The 24,456-nt window shown below is 70.8% G+C and carries 22 protein-coding genes and 1 pseudogene; 12 read left to right on the top strand and 11 right to left on the bottom strand.

The genetic code is table 11. From position 1 onward, the window contains the following. Positions 1 to 99: 99 nt before the first annotated feature. Positions 100 to 1,008 (top strand): sigma-70 family RNA polymerase sigma factor, encoded by a 909-nt coding sequence (locus tag GPY60_RS20325; RefSeq protein ID WP_156689498.1) that lies wholly within the window; start codon positions 100 to 102, stop codon positions 1,006 to 1,008. Here the strand turns inward: GPY60_RS20325 and GPY60_RS20320 are convergent. Continuing rightward, positions 977 to 1,669: pseudogene (locus GPY60_RS20320) on the bottom strand (carboxymuconolactone decarboxylase family protein); the annotation flags it as partial. The gene GPY60_RS20325 and the pseudogene GPY60_RS20320 overlap by 32 nt on opposite strands. A 166-nt stretch (positions 1,670 to 1,835) precedes the next feature. Here GPY60_RS20320 and GPY60_RS20315 point away from each other — a divergent pair. Together GPY60_RS20315 and GPY60_RS20310 are read left to right on the top strand one after the other, a co-directional pair. Further along, entirely contained in the window at positions 1,836 to 2,903 is a 1,068-nt protein-coding gene (locus GPY60_RS20315) for a GGDEF domain-containing protein (protein WP_156689496.1), read from the top strand. Positions 2,904 to 3,008: 105 nt separating this feature from the next. Continuing rightward, positions 3,009 to 5,567, top strand: coding sequence for a serine/threonine-protein kinase PknD (locus tag GPY60_RS20310; protein ID WP_156689495.1), 2,559 nt, complete (start codon positions 3,009 to 3,011; stop codon positions 5,565 to 5,567). Positions 5,568 to 5,574: 7 nt separating this feature from the next. On the opposite strand, the gene GPY60_RS20305 is transcribed toward GPY60_RS20310, so the two are convergent. The 4 genes from GPY60_RS20305 to sdhC are packed head-to-tail and all read right to left on the bottom strand — an operon-like array spanning position 5,575 to position 8,938. Then, the gene (locus tag GPY60_RS20305; protein WP_156689494.1) at positions 5,575 to 6,375 is read right to left on the bottom strand and encodes a succinate dehydrogenase iron-sulfur subunit; all 801 of its coding nucleotides are present in this window, start codon (positions 6,373 to 6,375) and stop codon (positions 5,575 to 5,577) included. Continuing rightward, on the bottom strand, positions 6,375 to 8,129 hold the full coding sequence (gene sdhA, locus GPY60_RS20300) for a succinate dehydrogenase flavoprotein subunit (protein ID WP_156689493.1): 1,755 nt from the start codon (positions 8,127 to 8,129) through the stop codon (positions 6,375 to 6,377). Before sdhA ends, GPY60_RS20305 begins: the two co-directional genes overlap by 1 nt. Before the next feature lie 3 nt (positions 8,130 to 8,132). After that, positions 8,133 to 8,603 (bottom strand): succinate dehydrogenase hydrophobic membrane anchor subunit, encoded by a 471-nt coding sequence (locus GPY60_RS20295; protein WP_156689492.1) that lies wholly within the window; start codon positions 8,601 to 8,603, stop codon positions 8,133 to 8,135. After that, positions 8,600 to 8,938 (bottom strand): succinate dehydrogenase, cytochrome b556 subunit, encoded by a 339-nt coding sequence (gene sdhC, locus GPY60_RS20290; protein ID WP_231639749.1) that lies wholly within the window; start codon positions 8,936 to 8,938, stop codon positions 8,600 to 8,602. The genes GPY60_RS20295 and sdhC overlap by 4 nt, the downstream gene beginning before the upstream one ends. Before the next feature lie 273 nt (positions 8,939 to 9,211). Between sdhC and GPY60_RS20285 the strand changes: the two genes are divergently transcribed. From GPY60_RS20285 to GPY60_RS20275, 3 genes are read left to right on the top strand one after another with little or no spacing between them, the layout of a single operon-like run. Then, on the top strand, positions 9,212 to 9,604 hold the full coding sequence (locus GPY60_RS20285) for a cytidine deaminase (protein ID WP_156689491.1): 393 nt from the start codon (positions 9,212 to 9,214) through the stop codon (positions 9,602 to 9,604). Further along, a complete protein-coding gene (locus GPY60_RS20280) occupies positions 9,601 to 10,887 on the top strand; it encodes a thymidine phosphorylase (protein WP_156689490.1) in 1,287 nt (428 codons plus the stop codon). Before GPY60_RS20285 ends, GPY60_RS20280 begins: the two co-directional genes overlap by 4 nt. Next, positions 10,884 to 11,966 (top strand): adenosine deaminase, encoded by a 1,083-nt coding sequence (locus GPY60_RS20275; protein WP_156689489.1) that lies wholly within the window; start codon positions 10,884 to 10,886, stop codon positions 11,964 to 11,966. Before GPY60_RS20280 ends, GPY60_RS20275 begins: the two co-directional genes overlap by 4 nt. Before the next feature lie 62 nt (positions 11,967 to 12,028). On the opposite strand, the gene GPY60_RS20270 is transcribed toward GPY60_RS20275, so the two are convergent. After that, complete coding sequence (locus tag GPY60_RS20270) at positions 12,029 to 12,313, bottom strand: GlsB/YeaQ/YmgE family stress response membrane protein (RefSeq protein WP_156689488.1); 285 nt, start codon at positions 12,311 to 12,313, stop codon at positions 12,029 to 12,031. Between the two features lie 283 nt (positions 12,314 to 12,596). Here GPY60_RS20270 and GPY60_RS20265 point away from each other — a divergent pair, with 283 nt between their 5' ends. Together GPY60_RS20265 and GPY60_RS20260 are read left to right on the top strand one after the other, a co-directional pair. Then, positions 12,597 to 13,631, top strand: coding sequence for a cupin (locus GPY60_RS20265; protein ID WP_156689487.1), 1,035 nt, complete (start codon positions 12,597 to 12,599; stop codon positions 13,629 to 13,631). 46 nt (positions 13,632 to 13,677) lie between these two features. Continuing rightward, complete coding sequence (locus GPY60_RS20260) at positions 13,678 to 14,685, top strand: VWA domain-containing protein (protein WP_156689486.1); 1,008 nt, start codon at positions 13,678 to 13,680, stop codon at positions 14,683 to 14,685. A 4-nt stretch (positions 14,686 to 14,689) separates the two neighbouring features. Here the strand turns inward: GPY60_RS20260 and GPY60_RS20255 are convergent, their stop codons facing one another. The 3 genes from GPY60_RS20255 to GPY60_RS20245 all read right to left on the bottom strand — a co-directional run bounded on the left by GPY60_RS20255 (position 14,690) and on the right by GPY60_RS20245 (position 17,947). Beyond that, positions 14,690 to 15,673: a VWA domain-containing protein gene (locus GPY60_RS20255; RefSeq protein WP_156689485.1), complete on the bottom strand. Its 984-nt coding sequence runs from the start codon at positions 15,671 to 15,673 to the stop codon at positions 14,690 to 14,692. 86 nt (positions 15,674 to 15,759) lie between these two features. Further along, positions 15,760 to 17,079 (bottom strand): protein export chaperone SatS, encoded by a 1,320-nt coding sequence (gene satS, locus GPY60_RS20250; protein WP_156689484.1) that lies wholly within the window; start codon positions 17,077 to 17,079, stop codon positions 15,760 to 15,762. A gap of 40 nt (positions 17,080 to 17,119) precedes the next feature. Then, positions 17,120 to 17,947 carry an alkaline phosphatase family protein gene (locus GPY60_RS20245; RefSeq protein WP_156689517.1) on the bottom strand — a complete coding sequence of 276 codons (828 nt, stop codon included), beginning with the start codon at positions 17,945 to 17,947 and terminating at the stop codon, positions 17,120 to 17,122. Between the two features lie 141 nt (positions 17,948 to 18,088). Here GPY60_RS20245 and upp point away from each other — a divergent pair, with 141 nt between their 5' ends. After that, on the top strand, positions 18,089 to 18,712 hold the full coding sequence (gene upp / locus GPY60_RS20240) for a uracil phosphoribosyltransferase (RefSeq protein ID WP_156689483.1): 624 nt from the start codon (positions 18,089 to 18,091) through the stop codon (positions 18,710 to 18,712). A 75-nt stretch (positions 18,713 to 18,787) separates the two neighbouring features. Here the strand turns inward: upp and GPY60_RS20235 are convergent, their stop codons facing one another. Both GPY60_RS20235 and GPY60_RS20230 read right to left on the bottom strand, forming a co-directional pair. Continuing rightward, the gene (locus GPY60_RS20235) at positions 18,788 to 20,377 is read right to left on the bottom strand and encodes a phospho-sugar mutase (RefSeq protein WP_231639748.1); all 1,590 of its coding nucleotides are present in this window, start codon (positions 20,375 to 20,377) and stop codon (positions 18,788 to 18,790) included. A 61-nt stretch (positions 20,378 to 20,438) separates the two neighbouring features. Beyond that, the gene (locus tag GPY60_RS20230) at positions 20,439 to 21,284 is read right to left on the bottom strand and encodes a purine-nucleoside phosphorylase (protein ID WP_156689481.1); all 846 of its coding nucleotides are present in this window, start codon (positions 21,282 to 21,284) and stop codon (positions 20,439 to 20,441) included. Positions 21,285 to 21,342: 58 nt separating this feature from the next. Between GPY60_RS20230 and GPY60_RS20225 the strand changes: the two genes are divergently transcribed. Genes GPY60_RS20225 through GPY60_RS20215 form a run of 3 tightly spaced genes read left to right on the top strand, consistent with a single transcriptional unit; the run spans position 21,343 to position 24,319 of the window. Further along, on the top strand, positions 21,343 to 21,939 hold the full coding sequence (locus GPY60_RS20225) for a cutinase family protein (protein ID WP_370462782.1): 597 nt from the start codon (positions 21,343 to 21,345) through the stop codon (positions 21,937 to 21,939). Between the two features lie 35 nt (positions 21,940 to 21,974). Next, complete coding sequence (locus GPY60_RS20220) at positions 21,975 to 23,153, top strand: M20 family metallopeptidase (protein WP_156689479.1); 1,179 nt, start codon at positions 21,975 to 21,977, stop codon at positions 23,151 to 23,153. Further along, positions 23,150 to 24,319, top strand: a complete 1,170-nt coding sequence (locus tag GPY60_RS20215; RefSeq protein ID WP_156689478.1) for an amidohydrolase — start codon at positions 23,150 to 23,152, stop codon at positions 24,317 to 24,319. Before GPY60_RS20220 ends, GPY60_RS20215 begins: the two co-directional genes overlap by 4 nt. Positions 24,320 to 24,456: the final 137 nt, after the last annotated feature.

Raw genomic sequence — 24,456 nt, 5'->3', positions numbered from 1 at the left:
GCGTCACGCTCGGCGCTCGCCGTCGCCGCGCTAGGCCGATGGCGCGGCTCCTTGCTCGCGCCGTTCGGCGCTCGCCGTCGCCGCGCTAGGCTCGGTGGCATGACCTCAGCGCAGGGGGTCGCCGAATTCGAGGCGCTGCGACCACATGTCATGTCCGTCGCCTACCGGTTGGTCGGCACCGTCGCGGATGCCGAGGACATCGTGCAGGAGGCCTGGCTGCGCTGGGACTCGCAGGACGCCGCCCAGATCGGCGACCTTCGCGCGTGGCTCACCACAGTTGTCAGCCGGCTCGGCCTCGACAAGCTGCGCTCGGCCGCGCACCGCCGCGAGGCCTACACCGGCACTTGGCTGCCCGAACCCGTCGTCACCGGCTTCGACCGGACCGACCCGCTGTCCGCCGTGGTGGCCCGCGAGGACGCGCGGTTCGCGGCGATGGTGGTGCTGGAGCGGCTCTCCCCCGACCAGCGGGTCGCGTTCGTCCTGCACGACGGGTTCGCCGTGCCGTTCGCCGACGTCGCGCGCGTGCTGGGCACCACGGAGCCCGCCGCTCGGCAGCTGGCGTCGCGGGCGCGCAGGGCCGTGGCCGCGACGCCGCCACCTAAGCCCGACCCCGCGCACGACGAGGTGGTCGGCCGCCTGATGGCCGCCATGGCCGCCGGGGATGTCGACGCCGTCGTCGCGCTGCTGCATCCAGACGTGACCTTCACCGGCGACTCGAATGGCAAGGCGCCCACGGCCATTCGGACCATTCGCGGTCGGGACAAGGTGGTCCGGTTCATGCTGGGCCTGGCCGATCGCTACGGTCCGGCCTTTTACACCGCCCAACAGCTCGCCCGCGTCAACGGTGAACTCGGGGCCTACACCGCGGGTTTCCCCGGCGAGGACGGCCACCAGGAAATGCTGCCGCGCATCACCGCGTTCACGGTGCGCGACGGAAAGGTCTGCGCTCTGTGGGACATCGCGAACCCGGACAAGTTCACCGGGTCTCCGCTGCGGCGGACGCTTTAGGCATTGGCGGCGACCCTCTGCGCCCGGCTACGCCGCGTTTGTGGTCGCCGCCGTCGGCCCACGGAATCCGGCACGCGTCACCGGAACTGAAGCCCTGCTCGGTGATGCCCAGCGCGGAGTTCATGCGCGCCCGCATGTTCTCCAGCCCGATCTGGTAGGTCAGCTCGATCACGCCGGCGTCGCCGAAGCGGGCGCGCAGGTCCTCGACCTGTTCGTCGGTGACGGTGTGCGGGTCGCTCGTCATCGCGTCGGCGTAGGCGATCGCGGCGCGCTCATCGTCGCTGAAGGCGGGAGACGTTGCGTAGGAGTCGATTTCCTTGAGCCGCGTGACGTCGAGGCCGTCGAGTCGCTGCAGCATCGCCCCGAAGTCGACGCACCACGAGCAGCCGATCGCCCGCGCGGTCCAGAACACCGCGAGTTCGCGGACGCCCGCAGGCAGCGTGCGCGATGCCCGATCGACCATGGTCTCGTGCACGGCGCCGGCGACCAGCAGGCCGCGGTGGTGCGCCGCGACGGCGAACGGTTCGGGAACCTGGCCGTAACGGCGTCCGGCGATCCGGTACATCGCGCGGGTCAGCAGTCCGGCTCGGTTCGGGGCAAGGGGCTCGATGCGTGTTTTCTGTGTCATGACATCTAGACGAGGCACGGCCCGCAAGTGTGACGGCCGGCCGTGCCGGCCGCCCGGGAGAGGCTGGACCAGGGGGGGCATCCGCGGCGGGGCAAATCCACGCCCTGACCCGGCGAAACCGCCGCGTCGGCCGCGATGGGGCCGTAGCATTCGGCTAGCCGCCCGGCGTCGGTGACCGGGTGCCGATGGGGAGTCGACGATGACCGCGCTGTTTCGCCGGCGGGCCGATCAGTACGACTGGCTCTCCGGCTACCTGGCTTCGCGGGGCCTCAGCGGCGCCACCCGCGCCGTGATGGCCTCGATCGCGGCGTCGATGGTGCTGTGCCTCGTCGCGCTGCTGGCCGGGTCGGACGGTCCCCGCGGAACCGTGCCGGTGGCGATGACGCTTGTCGCCGTCGCCGGCGGAATCGCGGGGGTCCTGCTGTGGGTATGGCGCTGGCCGACGCGTCCGCAGTCGATCGCCTTCGGCATCACCTGCAACACGGCCACCGCCCTGGCCTGCCTCGCGCACCCCAACCCGCTGGCCGCCCTGATGGGCTGCGTCGCCTTCGCGACCTTCGGCGCCTACATGGCCTTCTTCCACACGACCGCGTTCGTGCTGTACAACTTCGCGGTCGCGGCCGCCGTCGGCGCCTGGGAGGCCGTGGAGTTGGGCAGGTTCGGGCACCCCAACCTGGCCGGGGTGGATCTCTGGCTGGTGATCGAGGTCAACATCGCGCTGCCGCTGGCGATCCGGATTTTGGTGCGCGCCCTGTCCGGAGACCTGCTGCAGGCCGACCGCGACCCGCTGACGGGCCTGCTCAACCGGCGCGCCTTCCAGCACGAGGCGCTGGGGATGATCCTGGCCCGGCGGGGCATCGACTCACACCTGGTCGTCATGCTGATCGACCTGGACAACTTCAAGGCCCTCAACGACCGCAATGGCCACGCCGCGGGCGACCACGCGCTGGTCCAGGTCGCCCAGGCGCTGCTGGCCGCCGCCGACAACCAGGCGGTGGTGGCGCGCAGCGGTGGCGAGGAGTTCCTGTTGGCCGGCACCGCCGTGACCTGCAACGCCGAGGCGCTGGCCGCGAAGCTGTGCGTGGCGATCGAAAACTCGACCGCCGGGGTCACGGCGAGTATCGGCACCGCCTGCGCGCGTCTCGACGACATACCGGCCGACGAGCCGCAGGCGCTCCTGCACGGTTTGATCACCGCCTCCGATGCCGCGATGTACGCGGCGAAACGACTGGGTGGCAACCGGAGCAGCCACCACGAATTGTGTTGACCCGGCGCGCCGGAGACGCCCGCCGCGCATCCGACTTAGGCGGACCGGGCTCAACCGATTGGTAGCATCCAGGCACCATTTCGTGCGCTCTTCAGGAGGCTTGCGGTGGACGGAGTGGAAGGCGAGGTCTTCGGGCGTTACCGGTTGCTGAAGGCGATCCGATCGGATGGCACCGGCACGGTGTATCAGGCCCGGGACACGGTGATGAACCGCGACGTCACGATCAAGGTGCTCTCGCCGGAGTCGGCGGCCGAGGTGCGCGATCAGGAGCGCTTCCGGCGCGAGGTCTCCATCGCGGCCCGGCTCACCGACCCGAACATCCTCCCGATATATGAGGCCGGCGAGATCGACGGCCGGCAATTCCTCGTGATGCCCGCCGTCGCCGATGCCATCACCGTGCGCGATCTGCTGAGCCGCAGCGGGCCGCTGCGCCCGGAGGTGGCCGTGCGGGTGGTCGTGCAGGCCGCCTCGGCGCTGGAAGCCACCCACGTCGCCGGGCTGGTCCACGGCGATGTGACGGCCTCAAACCTGTTGGTGGGCGGCGCATTCGTGTACCTCATCAACTTCGGGGCCGCCCCGACCGGCGGCGACCCCGTCGATGCGCGCACCGACATCTACGGCCTGACCTCCGTCCTCTTCGAATGCCTGACCGGTCAGGCCGCCGTTCCGGGTGAGGACGGCCCGCCCAGGCCGACCGATGTCGACCCGACGATCCCGGCGGCCTTCGACGAGGTGATTGCGCGCGGGATGGCACGAGACCCCGAGGACCGCTACCAAACGGCCCGGGAGTTGTCCGTCGCCGCGCACAACGCCTTGGCACCCCCGACCGCCGCGGCGGATTCGGAGGCGGGGCCTCCGAAAGAAGTGGAGTTCGGCCGCTACCGGCTTTTCGACAAGCTCGGTCAGGGCAGCATGGGCGCGGTGTATCGGGCCCACGACACGATGCTGGGCCGCGATGTGGCCGTCAAGTTGCTGCAGCCGGAATTGGCCGCGGAGCCGGGATTTCGGGAGCGATTCCGCCGCGAGGCGTACGCGGCGGGCCGGCTGGCCAGCCCGAACATCATCCCGATCTACGAGACGGGCGAGATCGACGGGCGCCTGTACCTGGTGATGCCGATCGTCGATGGCATCGACCTGAAGGAGGTGCTCAAGCGCGACGGGGCGATGAGTCCGCAGAAGGCCGTGCGGGTGGTCGAACAGGTTGCGGCAGCGCTGGACGCCGCGCACAAGGTCGGGCTGGTACATCGCGACGTGAAGCCGACGAACCTGCTGACGGTCGGCGACGATTTCGTGTACCTCATCGATTTCGGGCTCGTCCACGAGGCCGACGCCGGTCGCCTGACGCTCACCAACGTCGCCCCGGGAAGCCCGGCGTACATGGCCCCGGAGCGCTTCAGCGCGGGCAGCGACGGAAGGGTCGTCGACGCTCGTGCGGACGTGTACTCGCTTGCCTGCGTCCTCTACGAATGCCTCACCGGGCGGCTGCCTTTCAGCGGTGGCGGGGTGGAGGGCCTGGTGGTCGCCCATCGCACCAACGAGCCGCCCAAACCCAGCGGCGTCGACCCGGCGATACCCGCCGGCTTCGACGCGGTGATCGCACGGGGCATGGCGAAGGACCCGGAGGACCGCTACCAGTCGGCCCATGACCTGGCCGTGGCCGCTCGCGCGGCCCTTACCGACGTCTCCCCGAACGCGGCGCCGGCAGCCGCCGTCAGCGACCCTGCCGTCGCGCTGCGGGACACCGCACCCACCATGCCGGTCGCGGCCCGTACCCCGTCGAGAAGACTCGGCCGCGGCGCGGTGTTGACCGCGGCGGCGGTGGTGGTGGTCGCGGTGATCGCCGTCGCCGCGTTCCTGCGGATCACCGACCAGTTCCCGTTCCATTCCGCGAAAGACCGGGGCCAGATCGTGTTGCCGTTCACCGGTCTCGACAACCCCGAGGAGATCGCGGTCGACGCGAAGGGTGACGTCTACGTCACCGACAGCGGCAACAGCCGGGTGCTGGAACTGGCCGCGGGCTCGACCACCCCGACCGTGGTGCCTCTGGCCGGCCTCGATCACCCCGACGACATATCGGTCGACGACGCGGGTGACTTGGTGGTCACCGAGCCCGCGCTGCACCGCGTGCTGGAGGTGACGGCCGGGTCGAGCAACCCGATCGTGCTCCCGTTCGCCGATCTCCGGGACCCCTCGGGCGTGGCGATCGCTTTGCACGGCCCCGGCAACGATCGCGTCGTCGTGGTCAGCGACTGCGCGCACAACCGGGTGGTGGACTTGCTCGCGAATTCGACCGAGCAGACGGAGTTGCCGTTGAGCGGCCTGGCGTGCCCCTCGGCCGTGACCGTAAGTCGCGACGGCGCCCTCTACATCGTCGATCGCGACAACGAGCGGGTGCTGAAACTGCCGTGGACAGCGACGGTTCCGACCGTCCTGCCGTTCGTCGTCGGACATCCCGACGACGTGGCCGTCGACACCACCGGCAACGTATACGTGACCGAGGACAACGACAATCGCGTCACCGAGTTTCTCCGGGCCTCCAATACGTCGATAACGTTGCCGTTCAAAGGAGTCAAGCGTCCCCAGGGCATCGGCGTCGACACCGCCGGCAATGTGTACGTCGCCGACTCCGGCAACAACCGCGTGCTGAAGCTCCCGCCCGCCTGAACGGAGCTCAGCGCGTGAACATCAACGCGCGCTTGACTTCCTGGATCGCCTTGGTGATCTGAATGCCGCGCGGGCAGGCCTCCGTGCAATTGAAGGTGGTGCGGCACCGCCACACGCCGTCGACCTCGTTGAGGATGTCGAGCCGCTCGGCGGCGGCCTCGTCGCGGCTGTCGAAGATGAAGCGGTGCGCGTTGACGATCGCCGCCGGGCCGTAGTAGCTGCCCTCGTGCCAGAAGATCGGGCAACTGGTGGTGCACGCCGCGCAGAGGATGCACTTGGTGGTGTCGTCGTAGCGGGCGCGGTCGGTCTGGCTCTGAATGCGTTCGCGCGTAGGCGGATTGCCGCTCGTCACCAGGTAGGGCTTCACCGCGCGGTAGGCGTCGAAGAAGGGCTCCATGTCGACCACGAGGTCCTTCTCCACCGGCAGCCCGCGGATCGGCTCGACGGTGATCGTCAGTTGCTTGCCGCGCTTCTCGGGAAGCAGGTCGCGCATCAAGACCTTGCAGGCCAGCCGGTTGACGCCGTTGATCCGCATCGCGTCCGAGCCGCACACGCCGTGCGCGCAGGACCGCCGAAAGGTCAGCGTCCCGTCGAGGTAGCTCTTGATGTAGATCAGCAGGTTGAGCAGGCGATCGCTCGGCAGGCAGGGCACCCGGAACGACTGCCAGCCGCCGGTTTCCGCGAACGCCTCCGGCTGGTCGGGGTTGTACCGGGCGATCTTCACCGTCACCAGCACCGCGCCCTCGGGGATCGGCGGCAGTGGCGGCTCGGGTCCCCGCTCGACGTCCGCGTCGACCGTGTCGGTCATCAGTACTTCCGTTCCTTGGGCTCGTAGCGGGTCTGCACGACGGGCTTGAAGTCCAGCGCGATGTCGCTCAGCAGGTCGGTGCCCTGCTTGTAGGCCATCGTGTGGCGCATGTAGTTGACGTCGTCGCGGTTGGGGTAGTCCTCGCGGGCATGCCCGCCGCGGGACTCCTTGCGGTTGAGCGCCCCGACGACGGTGACCTCCGCCAGCTCCAGCAGGAACCCCAGCTCGATGGCCTCCAGGAGGTCGCTGTTGTAGCGTTTCCCTTTGTCCTGCACAGTGATTCGCGAATAGCGCTCCTTGAGCGCGTGGATGTCGGTGAGCGCCTGCTTGAGCGTCTCCTCGGTGCGGAACACCGCGGCGTTGTTGTCCATCGACTGCTGCAGCGCGGCCCGGATGTCGGCGACGCGTTCGTTGCCGTGCTCGTTGAGGATGTCGCTCACCCACCCGACGACCATCGCCTCGGGCTGTGGCGGCATGTCGCAGAAGTCGTGGCTGCGTGCGAAATTCGCGGCGGCGATGCCCGCGCGGCGGCCGAACACGTTGATGTCCAGCAGCGAGTTGGTGCCCAGCCGGTTGGCGCCGTGCACCGACACGCACGCGCACTCGCCGGCCGCGTACAGGCCCGGCACGGTTGAGGTGTTGTCCCGCAACACCTGTCCGGTCACGGTGGTGGGGATGCCGCCCATCACGTAGTGGCACGTCGGGTACACCGGCACCAGCTCGTGCACCGGGTCGACGCCCAGGTACGTGCGGGCGAACTCGGTGATGTCGGGCAGCTTGGCCTCCAGCACGTCCTCGCCGAGGTGGCGGACGTCGATGTAGACGTAGTCCTTGTGCGGGCCGGCGCCGCGCCCCTCCAAAACCTCCAAAACCATGGAGCGCGCGACGATGTCGCGCGGCGCCAGGTCCACGATCGTCGGCGCGTACCGCTCCATGAAGCGCTCGCCCTCGCCGTTGAGCAGCCGGCCGCCCTCGCCGCGCACGGCCTCGGAGATGAGGATGCCCAGCCCGGCCAGGCCGGTCGGGTGGAACTGGTGAAACTCCATGTCTTCCAAGGGAAGTCCCTTGCGGAAGACGATGCCGATGCCGTCGCCGGTCAGGGTGTGCGCGTTCGAGGTGGTCTTGTACATCCGCCCGGACCCGCCGGTGGCGATCACGACGGCTTTGGCGTGGAAGACGTGGATCTCGCCGGTGGCCAGCTCGTAGGCCACCACGCCGGTGGCGATGGGGCCGCCCGGGGTCTCGGTGAGCACCAGGTCCAGCGCGTAGAACTCGTTGAAGAACTGCACGTCGTGCTTGACGCAGTTCTGGTAGAGCGTCTGCAGAATCATGTGGCCGGTGCGGTCGGCGGCGTAGCAGGCGCGCCGCACGGGCGCCTTTCCGTGGTCGCGGGTGTGCCCGCCGAAGCGGCGCTGGTCGATGCGGCCCTCGGGGGTGCGGTTGAACGGCATCCCCATCTTCTCGAGGTCGAGCACCGCGTCGATGGCCTCCTTGCACATGATCTCCACGGCGTCCTGGTCGGCGAGGTAGTCGCCGCCCTTGACCGTGTCGAACGTGTGCCACTCCCAGTTGTCGTCCTCGACGTTGGCCAGCGCCGCGCACATTCCGCCCTGGGCCGCGCCGGTGTGGCTGCGGGTGGGATAGAGCTTGGTCAGCACGGCGGTGCGCACGCGGGGCCCGGCCTCGACGGCCGCCCGCATCCCGGCGCCGCCGGCGCCGACGATCACCACGTCGTACCGATGCTGCTGGATCATTGGTCAGCCTCCGATGTTCGGGTCGAAGGTCATGATCACGTACGTGCCCAGCACCAACGTGAACACCATCGACAACACCAGCAGCGAGTTCAGCCAGAAGCGTGTGCTGTCCTTGCGGCTGTAGTCGTCGATGATGACGCGCAGGCCGTTGCCGCCGTGCAGCTGTGCCAGCCACAGCAGCAGCAGGTCCCACGTCTGCCAGAACGGCGAGGACCACCGCTGCGCCACGAAGTTGAAGTCGATGCGGTACACGCCCTTGTCCCACATCAGCGTGATGAACATGTGGCCGAACACCAGGGCGATCAGCACCACCCCGGAGAACCGCATGAACAGCCATGCGAACTTCTCGAAGTTGGGGATGCCCGCGCGCCGCCGCGGAGAGCGCGGGTTGTCGAGGCTGGCGGGCCGGTCGTGGCTGCGCTGGCGGACGGGCGCCACCTGGCCCCGGCCGAGTTGGAGGTCGGGGCTGCTCATCGGAAATGCTCCAGCGCGTGGATGGCCAGCACCACACCGGACGGCACCAACAGCAGCAGCGAGATCACCGCGACGATCCACAACATCAGCCGCTGGTGGCGAGGACCCTCCGACCAGAAGTCGATGAGGATCACGCGCACTCCGTTCAGCGCGTGGAAGAGCACCGCGGCCACCAGGCCGAACTCCATCAGGCCGACCACCGGGGTCTGGTAGTCGTGGATCACCCCGTTGTAGACCTGCGGGCTGACCCGCACCATGGCCTGGCCGAGGACGTGGACGAACAGGAAGAAGAAGATCGTCGCGCCGCTGATGCGGTGCAGCACCCACGACCACATTCCCGGGTCGCCCCGATAGAGGGTGCGTGGCGGCCGCCGCTTGCGCGACGGCTTCGCGGGCACTGCCTTCGCCGGGTCCGTATTAACTGCGGTCGTCGCCTGCGTAGTCACCCCTGTCCTCACCGCCTTCGCTGGACACCCAAGCCTGGCAACTCAGCCTAACCCTTGATTCGGAGGCGAACGGCCGCCGGACGGTCCTCTCAGCGAACGATCAGCCCGGGGCTAAGGTGGCCTTCTAGCCTGATTCGGCCCATCGACGAGCGGGGTTGCGCGATGCCTGACATCGACTGGAACGTGTTGCGGGGCAAGGCAATCGAAACGTCGGCGGGCGCCTACGCGCCGTACTCGCGGTTCCCGGTCGGGGCGGCCGCGCTGGTCGACGACGGCCGCATCGTCACCGGTTGCAATGTGGAGAACGTCTCATATGGCCTGGGTCTCTGTGCCGAGTGCGCGGTGGTGTGCGCCCTGCACACGACCGGCGGTGGCCGCCTGGTCGCGCTGGCGTGCGTCGACGGGCGCGGGTCCGTGCTGATGCCCTGCGGACGCTGCCGCCAGGTGCTGCTCGAACACGGGGGCCCCGATCTGCTGATCGACCACCCGGCCGGGCCGCGCCGCCTCGATGACCTGCTTCCGGACGCGTTCGGAGCCGACGGGCTACGTCCTTGACCGATTTCGGGTTCGACGCGCCCACCGTGATCAAGACCAAGCGCGACGGGGGCAGGTTGTCCGACGCGGCCATCGACTGGGTGATCGGCGCCTACACCGACGGTCGCGTCGCCGAGGAACAGATGGCCGCGCTGCTGATGGCGATCGTCTTCCGCGGCATGGACCCCGGCGAGACCGCCCGGTGGACGGCGGCGATGCTCGCGTCCGGCGAGCGACTGGACTTCACCGACCTGCACCTGCCGACCGTGGACAAACACTCGACCGGCGGGGTCGGCGACAAGATCACCTTGCCGCTGGTCCCCGTCGTCGCCGCCTGCGGTGCGGCGGTGCCCCAGGCCGCCGGCCGCGGCCTCGGACACACCGGCGGCACCCTGGACAAGCTCGAGTCCATCGCGGGATTCACCGCCGCGCTGTCCACCGGCCGCATCCGCGAGCAGCTGGGGGACGTCGGCGCGGCCATCTTCGCCGCCGGCGACCTCGCCCCGGCGGACGCCAAGCTCTACGCGCTGCGCGACATCACCGGCACCGTCGAATCGCTGCCGCTGATCGCCAGCTCGATCATGAGCAAAAAGCTCGCCGAGGGCGCGGGCGCCCTGGTGCTCGACGTCAAGGTCGGGTCCGGCGCGCTGCTGGCGTCCGAGGAGCAGTCCCGCGAACTGGCGCACACCATGGTCGCGCTGGGCGCGGCCCACGGGGTGCCGACCCGCGCGTTGCTGACCGACATGAACCGCCCGCTGGGCGCGACCGTGGGCAACGCGCTCGAGGTCGCCGAGTCGCTGGACGTGCTGGCCGGCGGGGGGCCGCCGGACGTGGTCGAGCTGACGGTGCGGCTGGCGGCCGAGATGCTCGACCTGGCCGGCATCGGCGACCGCGACCCGGCCGACACGCTGCGCGACGGCACCGCGATGGATCGGTTTCGCCGGCTCGTCGCTGCGCAGGGCGGCGACCTGTCGGCCCCATTGCCGGTAGGTGCGCATGCCGAGACCGTGACCGCCAACCGGGGCGGCACAATGGGCGATATCGACGCGATGGCAGTGGGGCTGGCGGCTTGGCGGCTCGGCGCGGGCAGGTCCCGCCCGGGCGGTGCCGTGCAGCCGGGTGCCGGGGTTCGGATCCACCGCCGCCCCGGGGAGCCGGTCGCGCCGGGCGAGCCGTTGTTCACCCTCTACACCGACACCCCGGAGCGCTTCGCCGCCGCGCTGGCCGAGCTCGACGGCGGCTACGGTGTCGGCCCCAGCGCGCCGGACGCCCGGCCGCTGATCATCGATCGGATCGTGACGTGACACTGGATTTGGAGCAGATCACCCGGGCGCCCAAGGCCCTGCTGCACGACCACCTCGACGGCGGGCTGCGCCCGTCGACCGTCATCGACATCGCCGGCCGGACCGGCTACGACGGGCTGCCCGCCACCGACGTCGACGAGCTGGCGACCTGGTTTCGCACGCAGTCGCACAGCGGCTCGCTGGAGCGCTACCTCGAGCCGTTCTCGCACACCGTCGCGGTGATGCAGACGGCCGAGTCGCTGCATCGCGTGGCGTACGAGTGCGTGGAGGACCTGGCCGCCGACTCGGTGGTGTACGCCGAGATCCGCTTCGCGCCGGAACTGCACATCGACCGGGGTCTGTCGTTCGACGAGATCGTCGAGGCGGTGCTGGCGGGCTTCGCCGACGGCGAGAAAGCCTGCGCCGACGCGGGCCGCCCGATCGTGGTGCGGCTGCTGGTCACCGCCATGCGGCACGCGGCGGTGTCGCGCCGGATCGCCGAGCTCGCGGTCCGCTGGCGCGACAAGGGGGTGGTCGGTTTCGACATCGCCGGCGCCGAGGCCGGCAACCCGCCGACGCGGCACCTCGACGCCTTCGAATACATGCGGGACAACAACGCGCGCTTCACGATTCACGCCGGCGAGGCGTTCGGGCTGCCGTCGATCCACGAGGCGATCGCGTTCTGCGGGGCCGACCGGCTGGGCCACGGGGTGCGCATCGTCGACGACATCGACGTCCTCTCCGACGGGAGCGTTCGGCTTGGCCGCCTCGCATCGATATTGCGGGACAAGCGAATCCCGTTCGAGATGTGCCCGAGCTCGAACGTGCAGACCGGCGCCGTCAAGAGCATCGCCGACCACCCGTTCGACCTGCTGGCGCGAACCCGGTTCCGGGTCACCGTGAACACCGACAACCGGTTGATGAGCGACACCTCGATGAGCCGCGAAATGCACCGGCTGGTCGAGGCTTTCGGCTACGGGTGGAGCGATCTGGAGCGGTTCACCATCAACGCGATGAAGTCCGCGTTCATCCCGTTCGACGAGCGGCTGGCGATCATCGACGAGGTGATCAAGCCGCGGTACGCGGTGCTGATCGGCTGAGCCCGACACGCGCGAACGCCGCCCACCCGGGGGACCGGGCGAGCGGCGTTCGGCCGAATTGGCTAGCGGGGCAGGCGGGTACCGGTGCGGCGGCCCGTCACGGCCTCGTAGATCGCGATGAGGACGATCGCGCAGACCACGCCGATGAAGAACGGGATCCAGGCGATGCCACCGTTGGCGTTGTGGTAACCGAACTGGCTGGCGATCACCGAGCCCAGCAGGCCGCCCACGGCGCCACAGACAATCGTCATCACCATGCCGATGTTCTGCTTACCCGGCATGACGAGACGCGCCACCAAACCGATGATCGCGCCCACGACGACGGCGAGGATAATCGATCCGATCATTTCAGCTCCTGTCTTAGCGGCGCCCAGGGTAGGCGCCATCTTGGTCCGGGGTTCCCCAATCCGGCGGCTTCGTAACACACTTCGCTTTGGATTGCGTTCGCGCGGCGCCGAATCTGGTCCGTGACCAGCCGTTGGCCCGCCCGGTCGGGAGGCGGCCGCGGGCACGATTAGTGCGCCGCGCGGCGGGTACCACCGAAACAGTCCTTCGGCCGGTGGCGTCGTGCCCGGCGGAAGGCGCCGGCAACCCTTCACTCCGATCTCGTCAGCAGGAAAGGACACGTTCATGTCCACCTTGGAAACCAACCAGTCGGCCGTTCCCGACCTCGACCCGACCATCCCGGCGCCGATGACCAACGTCGCCGAATACGGCTTCGAGGGCCGGTTCGAGGAGTGGGCGGACGACGCCTGCTACTTCGAGTACTCCAAGGCCGCCAACCCGATCGGTTCGGGGCATGCGCCGCAGGTTCCGATCACCCGTTTCGACCCGGAAATCTATGTCGATCAGCCCACCGGCGTCTTCCCGCTGGACCTCTCCCGGGAGCTCGGCATCGACACCGGGGCGGCGACCAGCCCGGCGTTGCTGGCCAACTTCATCCGCATCCGCCCGGGCGAACAGGTCGACGCCAGCCCGAACGCCACGTCCCAGCTGTACTACGTCATGTACGGGCGGGGCTTCGCGGCCATCAACGGGCGACTGGTCAAGTGGGAGAAGGGCGACTTCCTGACGCTGCCCGCGGGAACCCGCTCGGTGTTCTACGGCGACGACGAGACGGCGATGTACTGGGTGCACGACGAGCCGCTGCTGCGTTACCTCGGCGCCGAGGCGACACAGCCCCGATTCCGGGCGACCAAGTTCCGCCGCACCGACGCCGTGGCCAAGCTCGAAGAGATCGCCAACCGCCCGGGCGCCAACGAGAAGAGCCGGGTCAGCGTGCTCCTGGCCAACGCCAACCAGGAGCAGACGATGACCATCACCCACGTGCTGTGGGCGATGTTCGGCGTGCTGCCGCCCCAGCAGGTGCAGCGCCCGCACCGGCACCAGTCGGTGGCACTGGACCTCATCCTCGACGCGCCGCCCAGCGGCTGCTACACGCTGCTGGGCACCCGGCTCGACGAGCGCGGCGACATCGTCGACCCGATCCGCGTCGAGTGGCAGGCCGGCGGGGCCTTCACCACCCCGCCGGGCATGTGGCACGCCCACTACAACGAGACCGACACCCCCGCCCACCTCATCCCGATCCAGGACGCGGGCCTGCAGACCCACCTGCGCAGCCTCGACATCAAGTTCACCCAGCGCCGCGACCTCGCGGTGGGGTAAAGGGGGTTTCTGCAGCAACGCCGCCTGACGAATAGGGTGGCTGGACATGAAGCTGCCTCTGCTGGGACCCGTGTCGCTGACGGGCTTCCAACACGCCTGGTTCTTCCTGTTCCTGCTCTCCGTCCTGCTTGTCATCGGCGTCTACGTCGCCCTGCTCTTCGCCCGTCGGCGCCGCGTGCTTCGGTTCGCGAACATGGACGTGCTGGAGCGGGTCGCACCGGCCAGGCCCAGCCGGTGGCGGCACGTGCCGACGATCCTGCTGGCCGCGTCGCTGGTGCTGCTGACGACGGCGATGGCCGGCCCGACCTCCGACATCCGCATCCCGCTCAACCGCGCGGTCGTGATGCTCGTCATCGACGTCTCGGAGTCCATGGCGTCCAACGACGTCCCGCCGGACCGGCTGAGCGCCGCCAAGGAGGCCGGCAAGCAGTTCGCCGACGAGCTCACGCCGGCGATCAACCTGGGCCTGGTGGAGTTCGCGGCCAACGCCTCGCTGCTGGTGTCCCCGACGACCAACCGCGAGGCCGTCAAGGCGGCGATCGACAGCCTGAAACCCGCGCCGAAGACCGCGACAGGCGAGGGCATCTTCACGGCGATGCAGGCGATCGCGACGGTCGGCTCGGTGATGGGCGGCGGCGACGGCCCGCCACCGGCGCGCATCGTGCTGGAATCCGACGGCGCCGAGAACGTCCCGCTGGACCCCAACGCGCCGCAGGGTGCCTTCACCGCGGCCAGGGCCGCCAAGGCTCAGGGCATCCAGATCTCGACGATCTCGTTCGGGACGCCGTACGGCACCGTCGAGTACGAGGGCGCGACCATCCCGGTGCCGGTGGACGACCAGACGCTGCAGAAGATCTGCGAGATCACCGACGGCCAGTCGTTCCACGCCGACAGCCTGGAGTCGCTCAAGCAGGTGTACACCACCCTGCAGCACCAGATCGGCTACGAGACCGTCAAGGGCGACGCCAGCCTCGCGTGGATGCTGCTCGGCGCGGTCGTGCTGGCGGGGGCAGTCCTGGCGGGTCTGCTGCTGAACCGCAGGCTGCCCTCCTGACCGGTCAGGCCGGCAGCCGCCGGTTGATCAGCAGCGCCAGCCCCGCCGCGACCAGCGCGGTGATGACACCCAGCCGCAGCCAGCCGGCGCTGCCGGGGCCGGCGACGACGCGGTAGCCGATCTCCTTCTCGATGGCGTTGTAGTCCTTCTCCAGCTCGGCGATGTTGGTGGCGGTGTAGGACTGGCCCCCGGACAGCCGGGCGACCGTCTTCATCTGGTCGGTGGACACCGGCACCGCCACCCGCTTGCCGTTCATCTCGATCTCGCCGGTCTTGGTGCCGAACGAGATCGTCGAGATCGGCACCCCCTGGTCCTTGGCCAGGCGCGCCGCCGTGAACACCCCGTCGTGGGGATCGTTGGGGTTCGACGGCTTGTTCTCGCCGCCGTCGGACAGCAGCACGATGCGGGCGGGCGGCGGGGTGTCGCCGCCGGCGATCGCGGTGGCCTGGATGGCGTGCAGGGCGGTGAAGATCGCCTCGCCGGTGGCCGTGCTGTCGGCGAAGTCGAGCTTCTTCAGGGCTTCGATGGTGGCCTGGTGCTGGGGGGTCGGCGGCACCAGCAGGTAGGGCGTTCCGGCGAACCCGACGAGCCCGAGGTTGACCCCCGGCGTGAGCTGGGTGGCGAATTGGCTGGCCGCCTGCTCGGCGGCCTTGAGCCGGTTGGGTTCGACGTCGGTCGCGCGCATCGACTGGGACATGTCGATCACCAGCATGATGACGGCGCGGTTGCGCGGGATGCGCATGTCGTGGGTGGGCGTGGCGAGCGCGACGGTCAGCAGCACCAGGCTCAGCAGCGACACGGCGATCGGCAGGTGCCGCCACCACGACTGCGGCACGGGCGTCTCGGTGAACCGGCGCAGCCGGCGCCGGCGGCGGGCCTGGACGAGCACGTACACGGCCAGCAGGGCCAGCGGCACCACACCGAACAGAAGCAGGGCCGGGCGCTGGAATCCGTACAGCGGGAGGGGCCCGATGCCGGGAAGCGACACGTGCTCACCTTCCCTGTCGAGGCCCGATACGGCCAGTAAAGAGGAGTCTTGACGACCCGTCAAACGCGCCGGCGCCCGTCAGGGCCTCACTCCCGTCGCAGTCGCCCGTCGACGAACTGCTCGAGCTTCTCCCACTCGCGCACCGCCGCCGCGTACGGCGGTTGCGGCTTGGCGACCGACTCCGGCTCCAGCACGTGGGCCACCAGCTTGCCCAGGGGGCGGTTCGTCTCGAGCGCCTTGTCGACGGTGCTCTCCTCGGAGTAGTCGCCGATGTCGCGCAGCAGTTCGACGGCCAGGTCCAGCTGGTCGCGGTCCACCGCGTCGGGGCCGTCGGCGAAGTCGTCGGCCAGCCCGGACAGGACGTAGACGTTCTCGTCGGTGATGTCGATCCGCAGTGAGCCGTCGGTGGCGGCGGTGCGGATGTCGTCATAGGTGGCCAGGTCGGACAGGTCGTGGTCGTGCTCGTCGGCGAGGTAGCGCGCCAGCGCGCGCTCGGAGGTGAACACGCTGATCCGGCCGTTGCGGCCCAGGAAGATCGGTTCGTCGTCCAGGTAGCAGCGCAGCGTGTAGAACGTGCCGGAGCTGGTCATGATGCGGATCGGGTCGATGCCCACCTTGAGCCAGAAGTTCTCGTCGCTGCCGAGCACGACGGTGTCGCCGGCCGCGCGAACCTCCTCGGGCTCCTCGTCGCCGGCCTCGTCGTCCCCGTCCTCGGCCTCCGCCTCGTCGACCTCCGCCTCGTCGGTGGAATCCTCCTCGGCCGCCGCCTCGGCGTCGTCTTCGGTCTCCTCTTCCGGCTCTTCGGGCGGCTCCTCGGCAAGTTCCTCGGCCGCCTTGGCCGACGCCTCGTCGTCGACCTCGGGGGTGCTCACGATGCCGTCGACCGCGCTCAGCACGTCGTCCCAGGCGCGGGCGATGATCTCGCCGATCTGGTTCCACCGCTTCTGGCCGGCCTTGCCGGTGAAGTGGTCGATGCCGCCGGGGACCGTGCCCAGCGCGGGGTTGCCGTTGAACAGCTTCGACACCGCGGCCAGCTCGCACACCGAACCGATGGACGACACGATGGCCAGCACGCCGGCCAGCGCGTTCACCGACTCCTCGGTGGGCTTCTCCGACACCAGCTCCTCGACCGCGACCAGGTCGAACCGCTTGTCCTCGGCGGGCTCGAACCGGTGGGCGTGCGCCGACGTCATGTCTTCCCACGCGGGGTGGTCGGCCAGGTCGTTGTCGGTGTCGTTGCGCACGAACGCGACGAGGTCGGCGACGGTCTCGAACACGTACAGGTCCTCGTCCTTGCCGAGGAACGCCTCCCACTCGTCGGCGCCGTCGCGCCAGCGGGGCGCCCACAGCGTGTAGCGGTCGCCGTCGGACAGGCTCAGGCGGATCGGCACGAGGTCAGCAGCCATGCGGCACACAATAGCGACGAGCGCCGGGGGAGCCCGGCGCCTACCCGCCCCAGATGTCGGTGATCGCCGGGGCGTTGGCGGCGTAACCCGTCTTGGGCAGGCCATACATCTGCTCCAGCGTGGAGAGCACGTTGTAGTGGCTGATCTGCTCGGGGTAGGCGCCGGGCCGGACGTGGGCGCCGTAGATGACGGTCGGGATCTGGTTGTGAGGGCCGCCGTCGTCCTCGTCCCACGTGAGGATCAACAGGCTGTTGTTGGCGGCCGCCCAGTTTGCGTAGCCGGACAGCTGGCTGTTCAGCCAGGCGTCGGCTTGCGGGATCGACCCGTCGTGCATGTTGTTGTCGTTGTTCGGGATGACGAACGACACCGTGGGCAGGGCCGCGTAGTTGCCCGTCGGGAACGCCGAGAACGGCAGCGAGTCGGCCGGCGGCACGTTGGTGAAGTTGGCCCACGGCACGTGCTTGCGGGCGTACTTGCCCGCGCTGCACACCGCGGAGCCGGGCGCGGGCAGGCCCTCGGCGAACCCGGCGAACGTGTAGCCGGCGGCCAGCAGCTCGGAGGCCAGGTTCGGCGCGGCGCCGGCGTCGACGGGGCAGGCATCTGTGGTCACCCCGAACGTGCTGCCCGCGAACAGGGCCAGATAGTTCGGCTCGCTGGGGTGGGTTTCGGCGAACGACTGGGTGAAGTTGGCGCCGCCCGCCGCCAGCGCGTTGATGAACGGCGCCGACCTGCTGCCGATGATGTGGCTCTGCGCCCGGTTCTCCTCGATCACGATCACCACGTGCGCGGCCTGCGGCACCGCGGCCGCGGTGAGGTTGACCCGCGGAGCTGTGGTCCCCATGGCCGCGATCGCCACCGCGCCGGCCATCTGGAGGGCTCGCTGGGCCGCTCGGGCCAGTCGCGTGGGGCGCCGCACGCCGGGAGTATATGGGCGGTCGCGGGCCCTGATCGGCACCCGCGCAAGCGTGTCCGCCCAACGGAACCCGATTGTCATCTAACCTCGACTGCCGTGGAGCTACGCGTCGTCGATCACCCGCTTGTGGCCGCGCGGCTGACGGCGATGCGCGACGAACGCACCGGCAGCGCCGGCTTCCGCGCCGCGCTGCGCGACCTGACCGCGATGCTGTTCTACGAGGCCACCCGCGACGCGGCGCGCGCGACGTTCCCGTTCCGGACGCCGCTGGCCGAAACGGCGGGCGTGCGGCTGGCCGACCCGCCGCTGCTGGTGCCCGTGCTGCGCGCCGGGCTGGGCATGGTGGACCAGGCGCTCGCCCTGTCGCCCGAGTCGAGGGTCGGATTCGTCGGCGTGGCCCGCGACGAGGAAACCCACCGTGCCGCAGGGTATTTCGAGTCGCTGCCCGACGACCTGGCCGGGGTGCCCGTCATGGTCCTCGACCCGATGCTCGCCACGGGCGGCTCGCTGGTGTACACGGTGGGCCTGCTGCGCGATCGCGGCGCGACCGACATCACCGTGCTCTGCGCGGTCGCGGCCCCGGAAGGCGTTGCGGCGCTGGAGAAGGCGGCCCCCGGCGCGCGGCTGTTCACCGCCGCCGTCGACGACGGGCTCAACGACGTCGCCTTCATCGTGCCCGGCCTGGGCGACGCCGGCGACCGCCAGTTCGGGCCGCGTTAGATCGATGGCGGTGACCCGCGGCGCCCGGTCCCCCAGCTCCGCGGGGTGCCCCCACCGCCGCGCTTGCGATCACCGCTAGCTGGGCCACGCCCGCACGGCCCCCACCACCTCGTCGCGCAGGGCCCGCGCGCGTTCGCGCGCCGGTGCCAGGTCGGCCGTCGGCGCACAGCGAATCTCGATGTAGCACTTCAGCTTCGGCTCGGTGCCCGACGGCCGCACCACCAGCCGCGCCGACGCCGCGGCGTCGCCGCCGGTGAGGATCAGCGCGTCGCCGATGTCCGTGACGGTGGCGGCGAAACCCGCCAGCCGGTCGGGCGGGGCCGCACGCAGCCGGCGCATCAGCTCGGCGGCCTCGTCCGGGTCGGCGACCCGGCGCGACACGGCGGCGACGTCGTGCACCCCGTACCGCCGGGCCAGCTCGTCGAGCGCCTCGGGCACCGAACTGCCGCGCGCCTTGAGCCCGGCCACCAGGTCGCACACTAGGACAGCGGCGCTGATGCCGTCCTTGTCGCGCACCGCGGCGGGGTCGACGCAGTGCCCGATGGCCTCCTCGTAGGCGTACACCAGGGTGCCGCCGGGCACGCCGGCGTCGGCGCGCGCCAGCCATTTGAAGCCGGTGAGCGTCTCGACGTGCGTCGCGCCGTGGCGGTCGGCGATCGCCGCCAGCATCCGCGACGACACCACCGTGCTGGCCACCACGCGCTTCGGGCCCTGCGTGTGCGACAGCACGTATTCGCCGAGTAGCCAACCGGTTTCGTCGCCCGACAGCATCCGCCACCCGTGCGCGGTCGGGATCCCCACCGCGCACCGGTCGGCGTCGGGATCCAGGGCGATCGCGACGTCGGCGCCCTTGTCGGCGGCCAGGGCCAGCAGCGCGTCGGTGGCGCCGGGCTCCTCGGGGTTGGGGAAGGCGACGGTGGGGAAGTCGGGGTCGGGCGCGAACTGCGCCTCGACGGTGTGCACGTCGTCGAACCCCGCCCGGCGCAGCGCGGCCAGCGCGACCGCGCCGCCCACCCCGTGCAGCGGCGTGAGCGCCACCCGCACGGAGCCCGTCCCGCGCCGCACCGCCGCGGCGCGCTCGACGTAACGCTCGACGAGGTCGGTGTCGGCGAATTGCACCGGTGCGCGGGGGATCTGGTCGGCCAGGGGAGCGCCGGCGATCGCCTCCTCGATCCGGCGGTCGGTGGGGGAGACGAGCTGCATGCCGCCCTCGACGTACACCTTGTAGCCGTTGTCCGACGGCGGGTTGTGCGACGCGGTGATCTGGATGCCGAAGCCGGCCCCGGTGCGGCGTACCGCGAAGGCGACCACCGGCGTCGGCACCGGCAATGGCAGCAACAGCACCGAAAACCCCTGCGCCGCAAGCGCTTCGGCGGCGGCGACGGCGAAGGCCGATGACCCGTGCCGTGCGTCGCCGCCGACCACCACGCGGGAACCCGCCGCATAATCATCGCGGCCCAGCACGTGGGCCACCGCCCACGTCGCGCGCAGCACCACCGCGACGTTCATGGCGTCGGGGCCGCCGCGCACCGGGCCGCGCAACCCCGCGGTGCCGAACGTCAGCGGGTGGGCGAAGCGCGCGGCGAGCTCCTCGGGGCTGCAGGCGGCGAGTTCGGCGGCGGTCGCCGGGTCGGGGTCGTGCGCGATCCACTCGGCCGCGGCGATCGCAAGCCCGGCGTCGCCGGGGGCAGCGGGTCGCCGCCATTCGTCGGCGTCGGGCGTCATCTCACAGGCGTTCGATGATGCGGGCCAGCAGGGCGCCCAGCCGCGCGGCCGACGCGGCGCCGGCGCGCAGCACCTCGGCGTGGCTGAGCGGCTCGCCGCCGATCCCGGCGGCCATATTGGTCACCAGCGACACCCCGAGCACCTCCGCGCCGGCCGCGCGTGCCGCGATGGTCTCGTGCACGGTCGACATCCCCACCAGGTCGGCGCCCAGCGTGCGCAGCATCCGGATCTCGGCGGGGGTCTCGAAGTGCGGGCCGGGCAGTCCCGCGTACACCCCCTCGGCCAGCCCCGGCTCGAGGTCGTGGGCCAGGGCGCGCAGCCGCGGGGAGTAGGCGTCGGTGAGGTCGACGAAGTGCGGGCCCACCAGCGGCGACCGCGCCGTCAGGTTCAGGTGGTCGCTGATCAGCACCGGCTCCCCGACCGTCATGTCGGGGCGCAGCCCGCCCGCCGCGTTGGTGAGTACGACGACGCGGGCGCCGGCCGCGCAGGCCGCCCGCACGGGGTGCACGACGTGACACAGGTCGTGGCCCTCGTAGGCGTGCACCCGGCCGGCCAGCACCAGCACGCGGTGGCCGCCGACGCGCGTCGACAGCAGCTCGCCGGAATGGCCGACGGCGGTGGGGGGCGCGAAGCCGGGCACCTCGGCCTGGGGGAGCACGGCGGTCGGCGTGCCGAGCGCCGCCAGCGCCGGCGACCATCCCGAGCCGAGGACGACGGCGACGTCGTGCCCGTCGACCCCGGTGCGTTCGGCGATGACCCCGGCCGCCCGCCGCGCGAGGTCGTCGGATGCAACGTCGGTCACACTGGGCGAGCTTAGCTTCGCTATGTATGTGAGGATCTGGCGCATGAGTTTTCGCGCTTTGCCGGTCGCGGCGGCCGCCGGTGCGGTGGCGGCGGCCGCGTTGATGGTCGGGCCCGCACCCAGGGCCGCGGCGGATTGCCCCAACGTCCAACTGATCTTCGCCCGCGGCACCGCCGAGCCGCCCGGCCTGGGCGCCGAGGGCGACGCGCTGTTCGCCGCCCTGCGGTCGCGGCTCGGCTCGCGGAGCGTCGACGCCTACCCGGTGAACTATCCGGCCAGCTACAACTTCCTCACCACCGCCGACGCCGCCAACGACGCGCGCGACCACATCGCGCAGATGGTCGACCAGTGCCCGTCGACCAAACTTGTGCTCGGCGGTTTCTCGCAGGGCGCCGCCGCGGTGTCGATGCTGGCCGACGTCCTGCCGCTGGGCAACACCGTCGGCAACTTCGGCTCGGCCCCGCCGCTGGACCCCGGCCTGGCCAACAAGGTCGCGGCGGTCGCGGTGTTCGGTAACCCCGGCAACCGCTTCGGCACGCCGTTGTCGACCACGGGCCTGTTCGCCGGCCGGGCCATCGACCTGTGCAGCCCCGGCGATCCCATTTGCGTGGTCGGCGGGCGCGACCGGGACGCGCACCACGACTACGACGCGCCGCCCTATCCCGGCCAGGCCGCCGGATTCATCGCCGGACTGGTGTAGGAGTCGCCGCTTTGCGGCGGTGAGATACTGCGAGGATGCCCTCAGCCCTGGACACCGTCGAGGATGTCGTGCGGCGGCACGGCGGCGACCTCGTCGAGTTGTCCCACGCCATCCACGCAGAGCCGGAACTCGCGTTCGCCGAGCACCGCAGCTGCGCCAAGGCGCAGGCCCTGGTGGCCGAACGGGGCTTCCAAATGACCGCCCGCGCAGGGGGTTTGGACACCGCCTTCCGTGCCGACTTCGGCAGCGGGCCGCTGGTGGTCGGGGTCTGCGCCGAGTACGACGCGCTGCCCGAGATCGGGCACGCGTGTGGGCACAACATCATCGCGGCGTCGGCGGTCGGCACCGCGCTGGCCCTGGCCGAGGTGGCCGACGACCTGGGCCTGCGGGTCGCGCTGATCGGCACTCCGGCCGAGGAGGCGGGCGGCGGCAAGGCGCTGATGCTGGACGCCGGGGTGTTCGACGACGTCGCGGCCGCGGTGATGCTGCATCCCGGCCCGGCCGACATAGCGGCCGCCCGCTCGCTGGCGCTGTCCGAGGCGACCGTGCACTACCGTGGCAAGGAATCGCACGCGGCCGTCGCGCCGCACCAGGGGATCAACGCCGCCGACGCCGTGACCGTCGCGCAGGTGGCCGTCGGGCTGCTGCGCCAGCAACTGGCGCCGGGCCAGATGGTGCACGGCATCGTCACCGACGGCGGTCAGGCGGTCAACGTCATCCCCGGGCACGCGGCGTTGCAGTATGCGATGCGGGCGGTGGAGTTCGATTCGTTGCGACAGCTGGAGGGCAGGATGTACGCGTGCTTCGCCGCGGGCGCCCTGGCCGCCGGGTGCGAGTACGAGATCGACAACCCGGCCCCGCCCTACGCGGAGCTCAAGCCCGACACCTGGCTGTCCGACGTCTTCCGCGACGAGATGCGCCGGCTCGGCCGCGAGCCGGTGGCCCCCGAGTACGAGGCGGCCCTGCCGATGGGCAGCACCGACATGGGCAACGTGACGCAGGTGCTGCCGGGCATCCACCCGGTGATCGGGGTCGACGCCGGCGGGGCCATGGTCCACCAGCGGGCCTTCGCCACCGCGGCCGCCGGGCCCAGCGCCGACCGCGCCGTCGTCGAGGGCGCGATCATGCTGGCGCGCACCGTCGTTCGCCTGGCGCAGACGCCAACCGAGCGTGACCGGGTGACGGCGGCGCACGAGCGGCGGGCGCGCTCATGAGTCTCGCCTCCGCAGCCGATCGCTGGCTGGCCGCCCGCGGCGACGACCTGGTCGAGTGGCGCCGGCACATGCACCGCTACCCGGAACTGGGCCGCCAGGAGTACGTCACCACCCAGTTCGTCGCCGAGCGGCTGGCCGACGCGGGCCTCAACCCCAAGGTGCTGCCGGGCGGAACCGGGCTGGTGTGCGACCTGGGTCCCGAGGGCGAGCCCCGGATCGCCCTGCGGGCCGACATGGACGCGCTGCCCATGGCCGAGCGGACCGGGGCGCCGTACGAGTCGACCATGCCCAACGTCGCGCACGCCTGCGGGCACGACGCGCACACCGCGATACTGATCGGCACCGCGCAGGTGCTGGCGTCGGTGCCCGAGCTGCCGGTCGGCGTGCGGCTGATCTTCCAGGCGGCCGAGGAGCTGATGCCGGGCGGGGCGATCGACGCGATCGCCGCCGGGGCGATCAGCGGGGTGTCCCGAATCTTTGCCCTGCACTGCGATCCCCGGCTCGAGGTGGGCAAGGTCGCCGTCCGGCACGGCCCCATCACGTCGGCCGCCGACTCGATCGAGATCACGCTGTACTCGCCCGGCGGGCACACGTCGCGGCCGCACCTCACCGCCGACCTGGTCTACGGGCTGGGCACGCTGATCACCGGGCTGCCCGGGGTGCTGTCGCGCCGGATCGACCCGCGCAACGGCACGGTGCTGGTGTGGGGCGCGGTCAACGCCGGGGTCGCCGCCAACGCCATTCCGCAAACGGGCGTGCTGTCCGGCACCGTGCGCACCGCCAGCAGGCACACCTGGCTGGAGTTGGAGGGGCTGATCCGCGAGTCCGTCACTGGCCTGCTGTCGCCGCTGGTCATCGAGCACACGCTGCGCTACCACCGCGGCGTGCCGCCGGTGGTCAACGAGGACGCCTCGACCCGCATCCTCACCCACGCCATCGAGGCCGTCGGCCCCGACGCACTGGCCGACACCCGGCAATCCGGCGGCGGCGAGGACTTCTCCTGGTATCTCGAGGAGATCCCCGGCGCGATGGCGCGCCTGGGCGTGTGGCCGGGCGAGGGGCCGCAGCTCGACCTGCACCAGCCCAATTTCGACCTTGACGAGCGCGCGCTGGCGATCGGGCTGCGTGTGATGGTCAACATCGTCGAGCAGGCGGCCCTGCTCTAGGTTTCCCTTGCCGCGAGCGTGCGTTGCTCCTATGTCAAGGAGCAGGTTTAGGCAGCTGTTTGCAGTGCGGGGTGGGGGTGGTGGTCGGCTCGCAGTCGGGTGAAGACGACGCGCGCCAGGCGGCGTTTGAGGCAGCG

The sequence above is a fragment of the Mycobacterium sp. Marseille-P9652 genome, from assembly GCF_902652685.1.
GTDB lineage: Bacteria > Actinomycetota > Actinomycetes > Mycobacteriales > Mycobacteriaceae > Mycobacterium.
The sequence above is the reverse complement of the archived record's forward strand: the minus strand, read 5'-3'. Positions and strand labels throughout refer to the sequence as shown.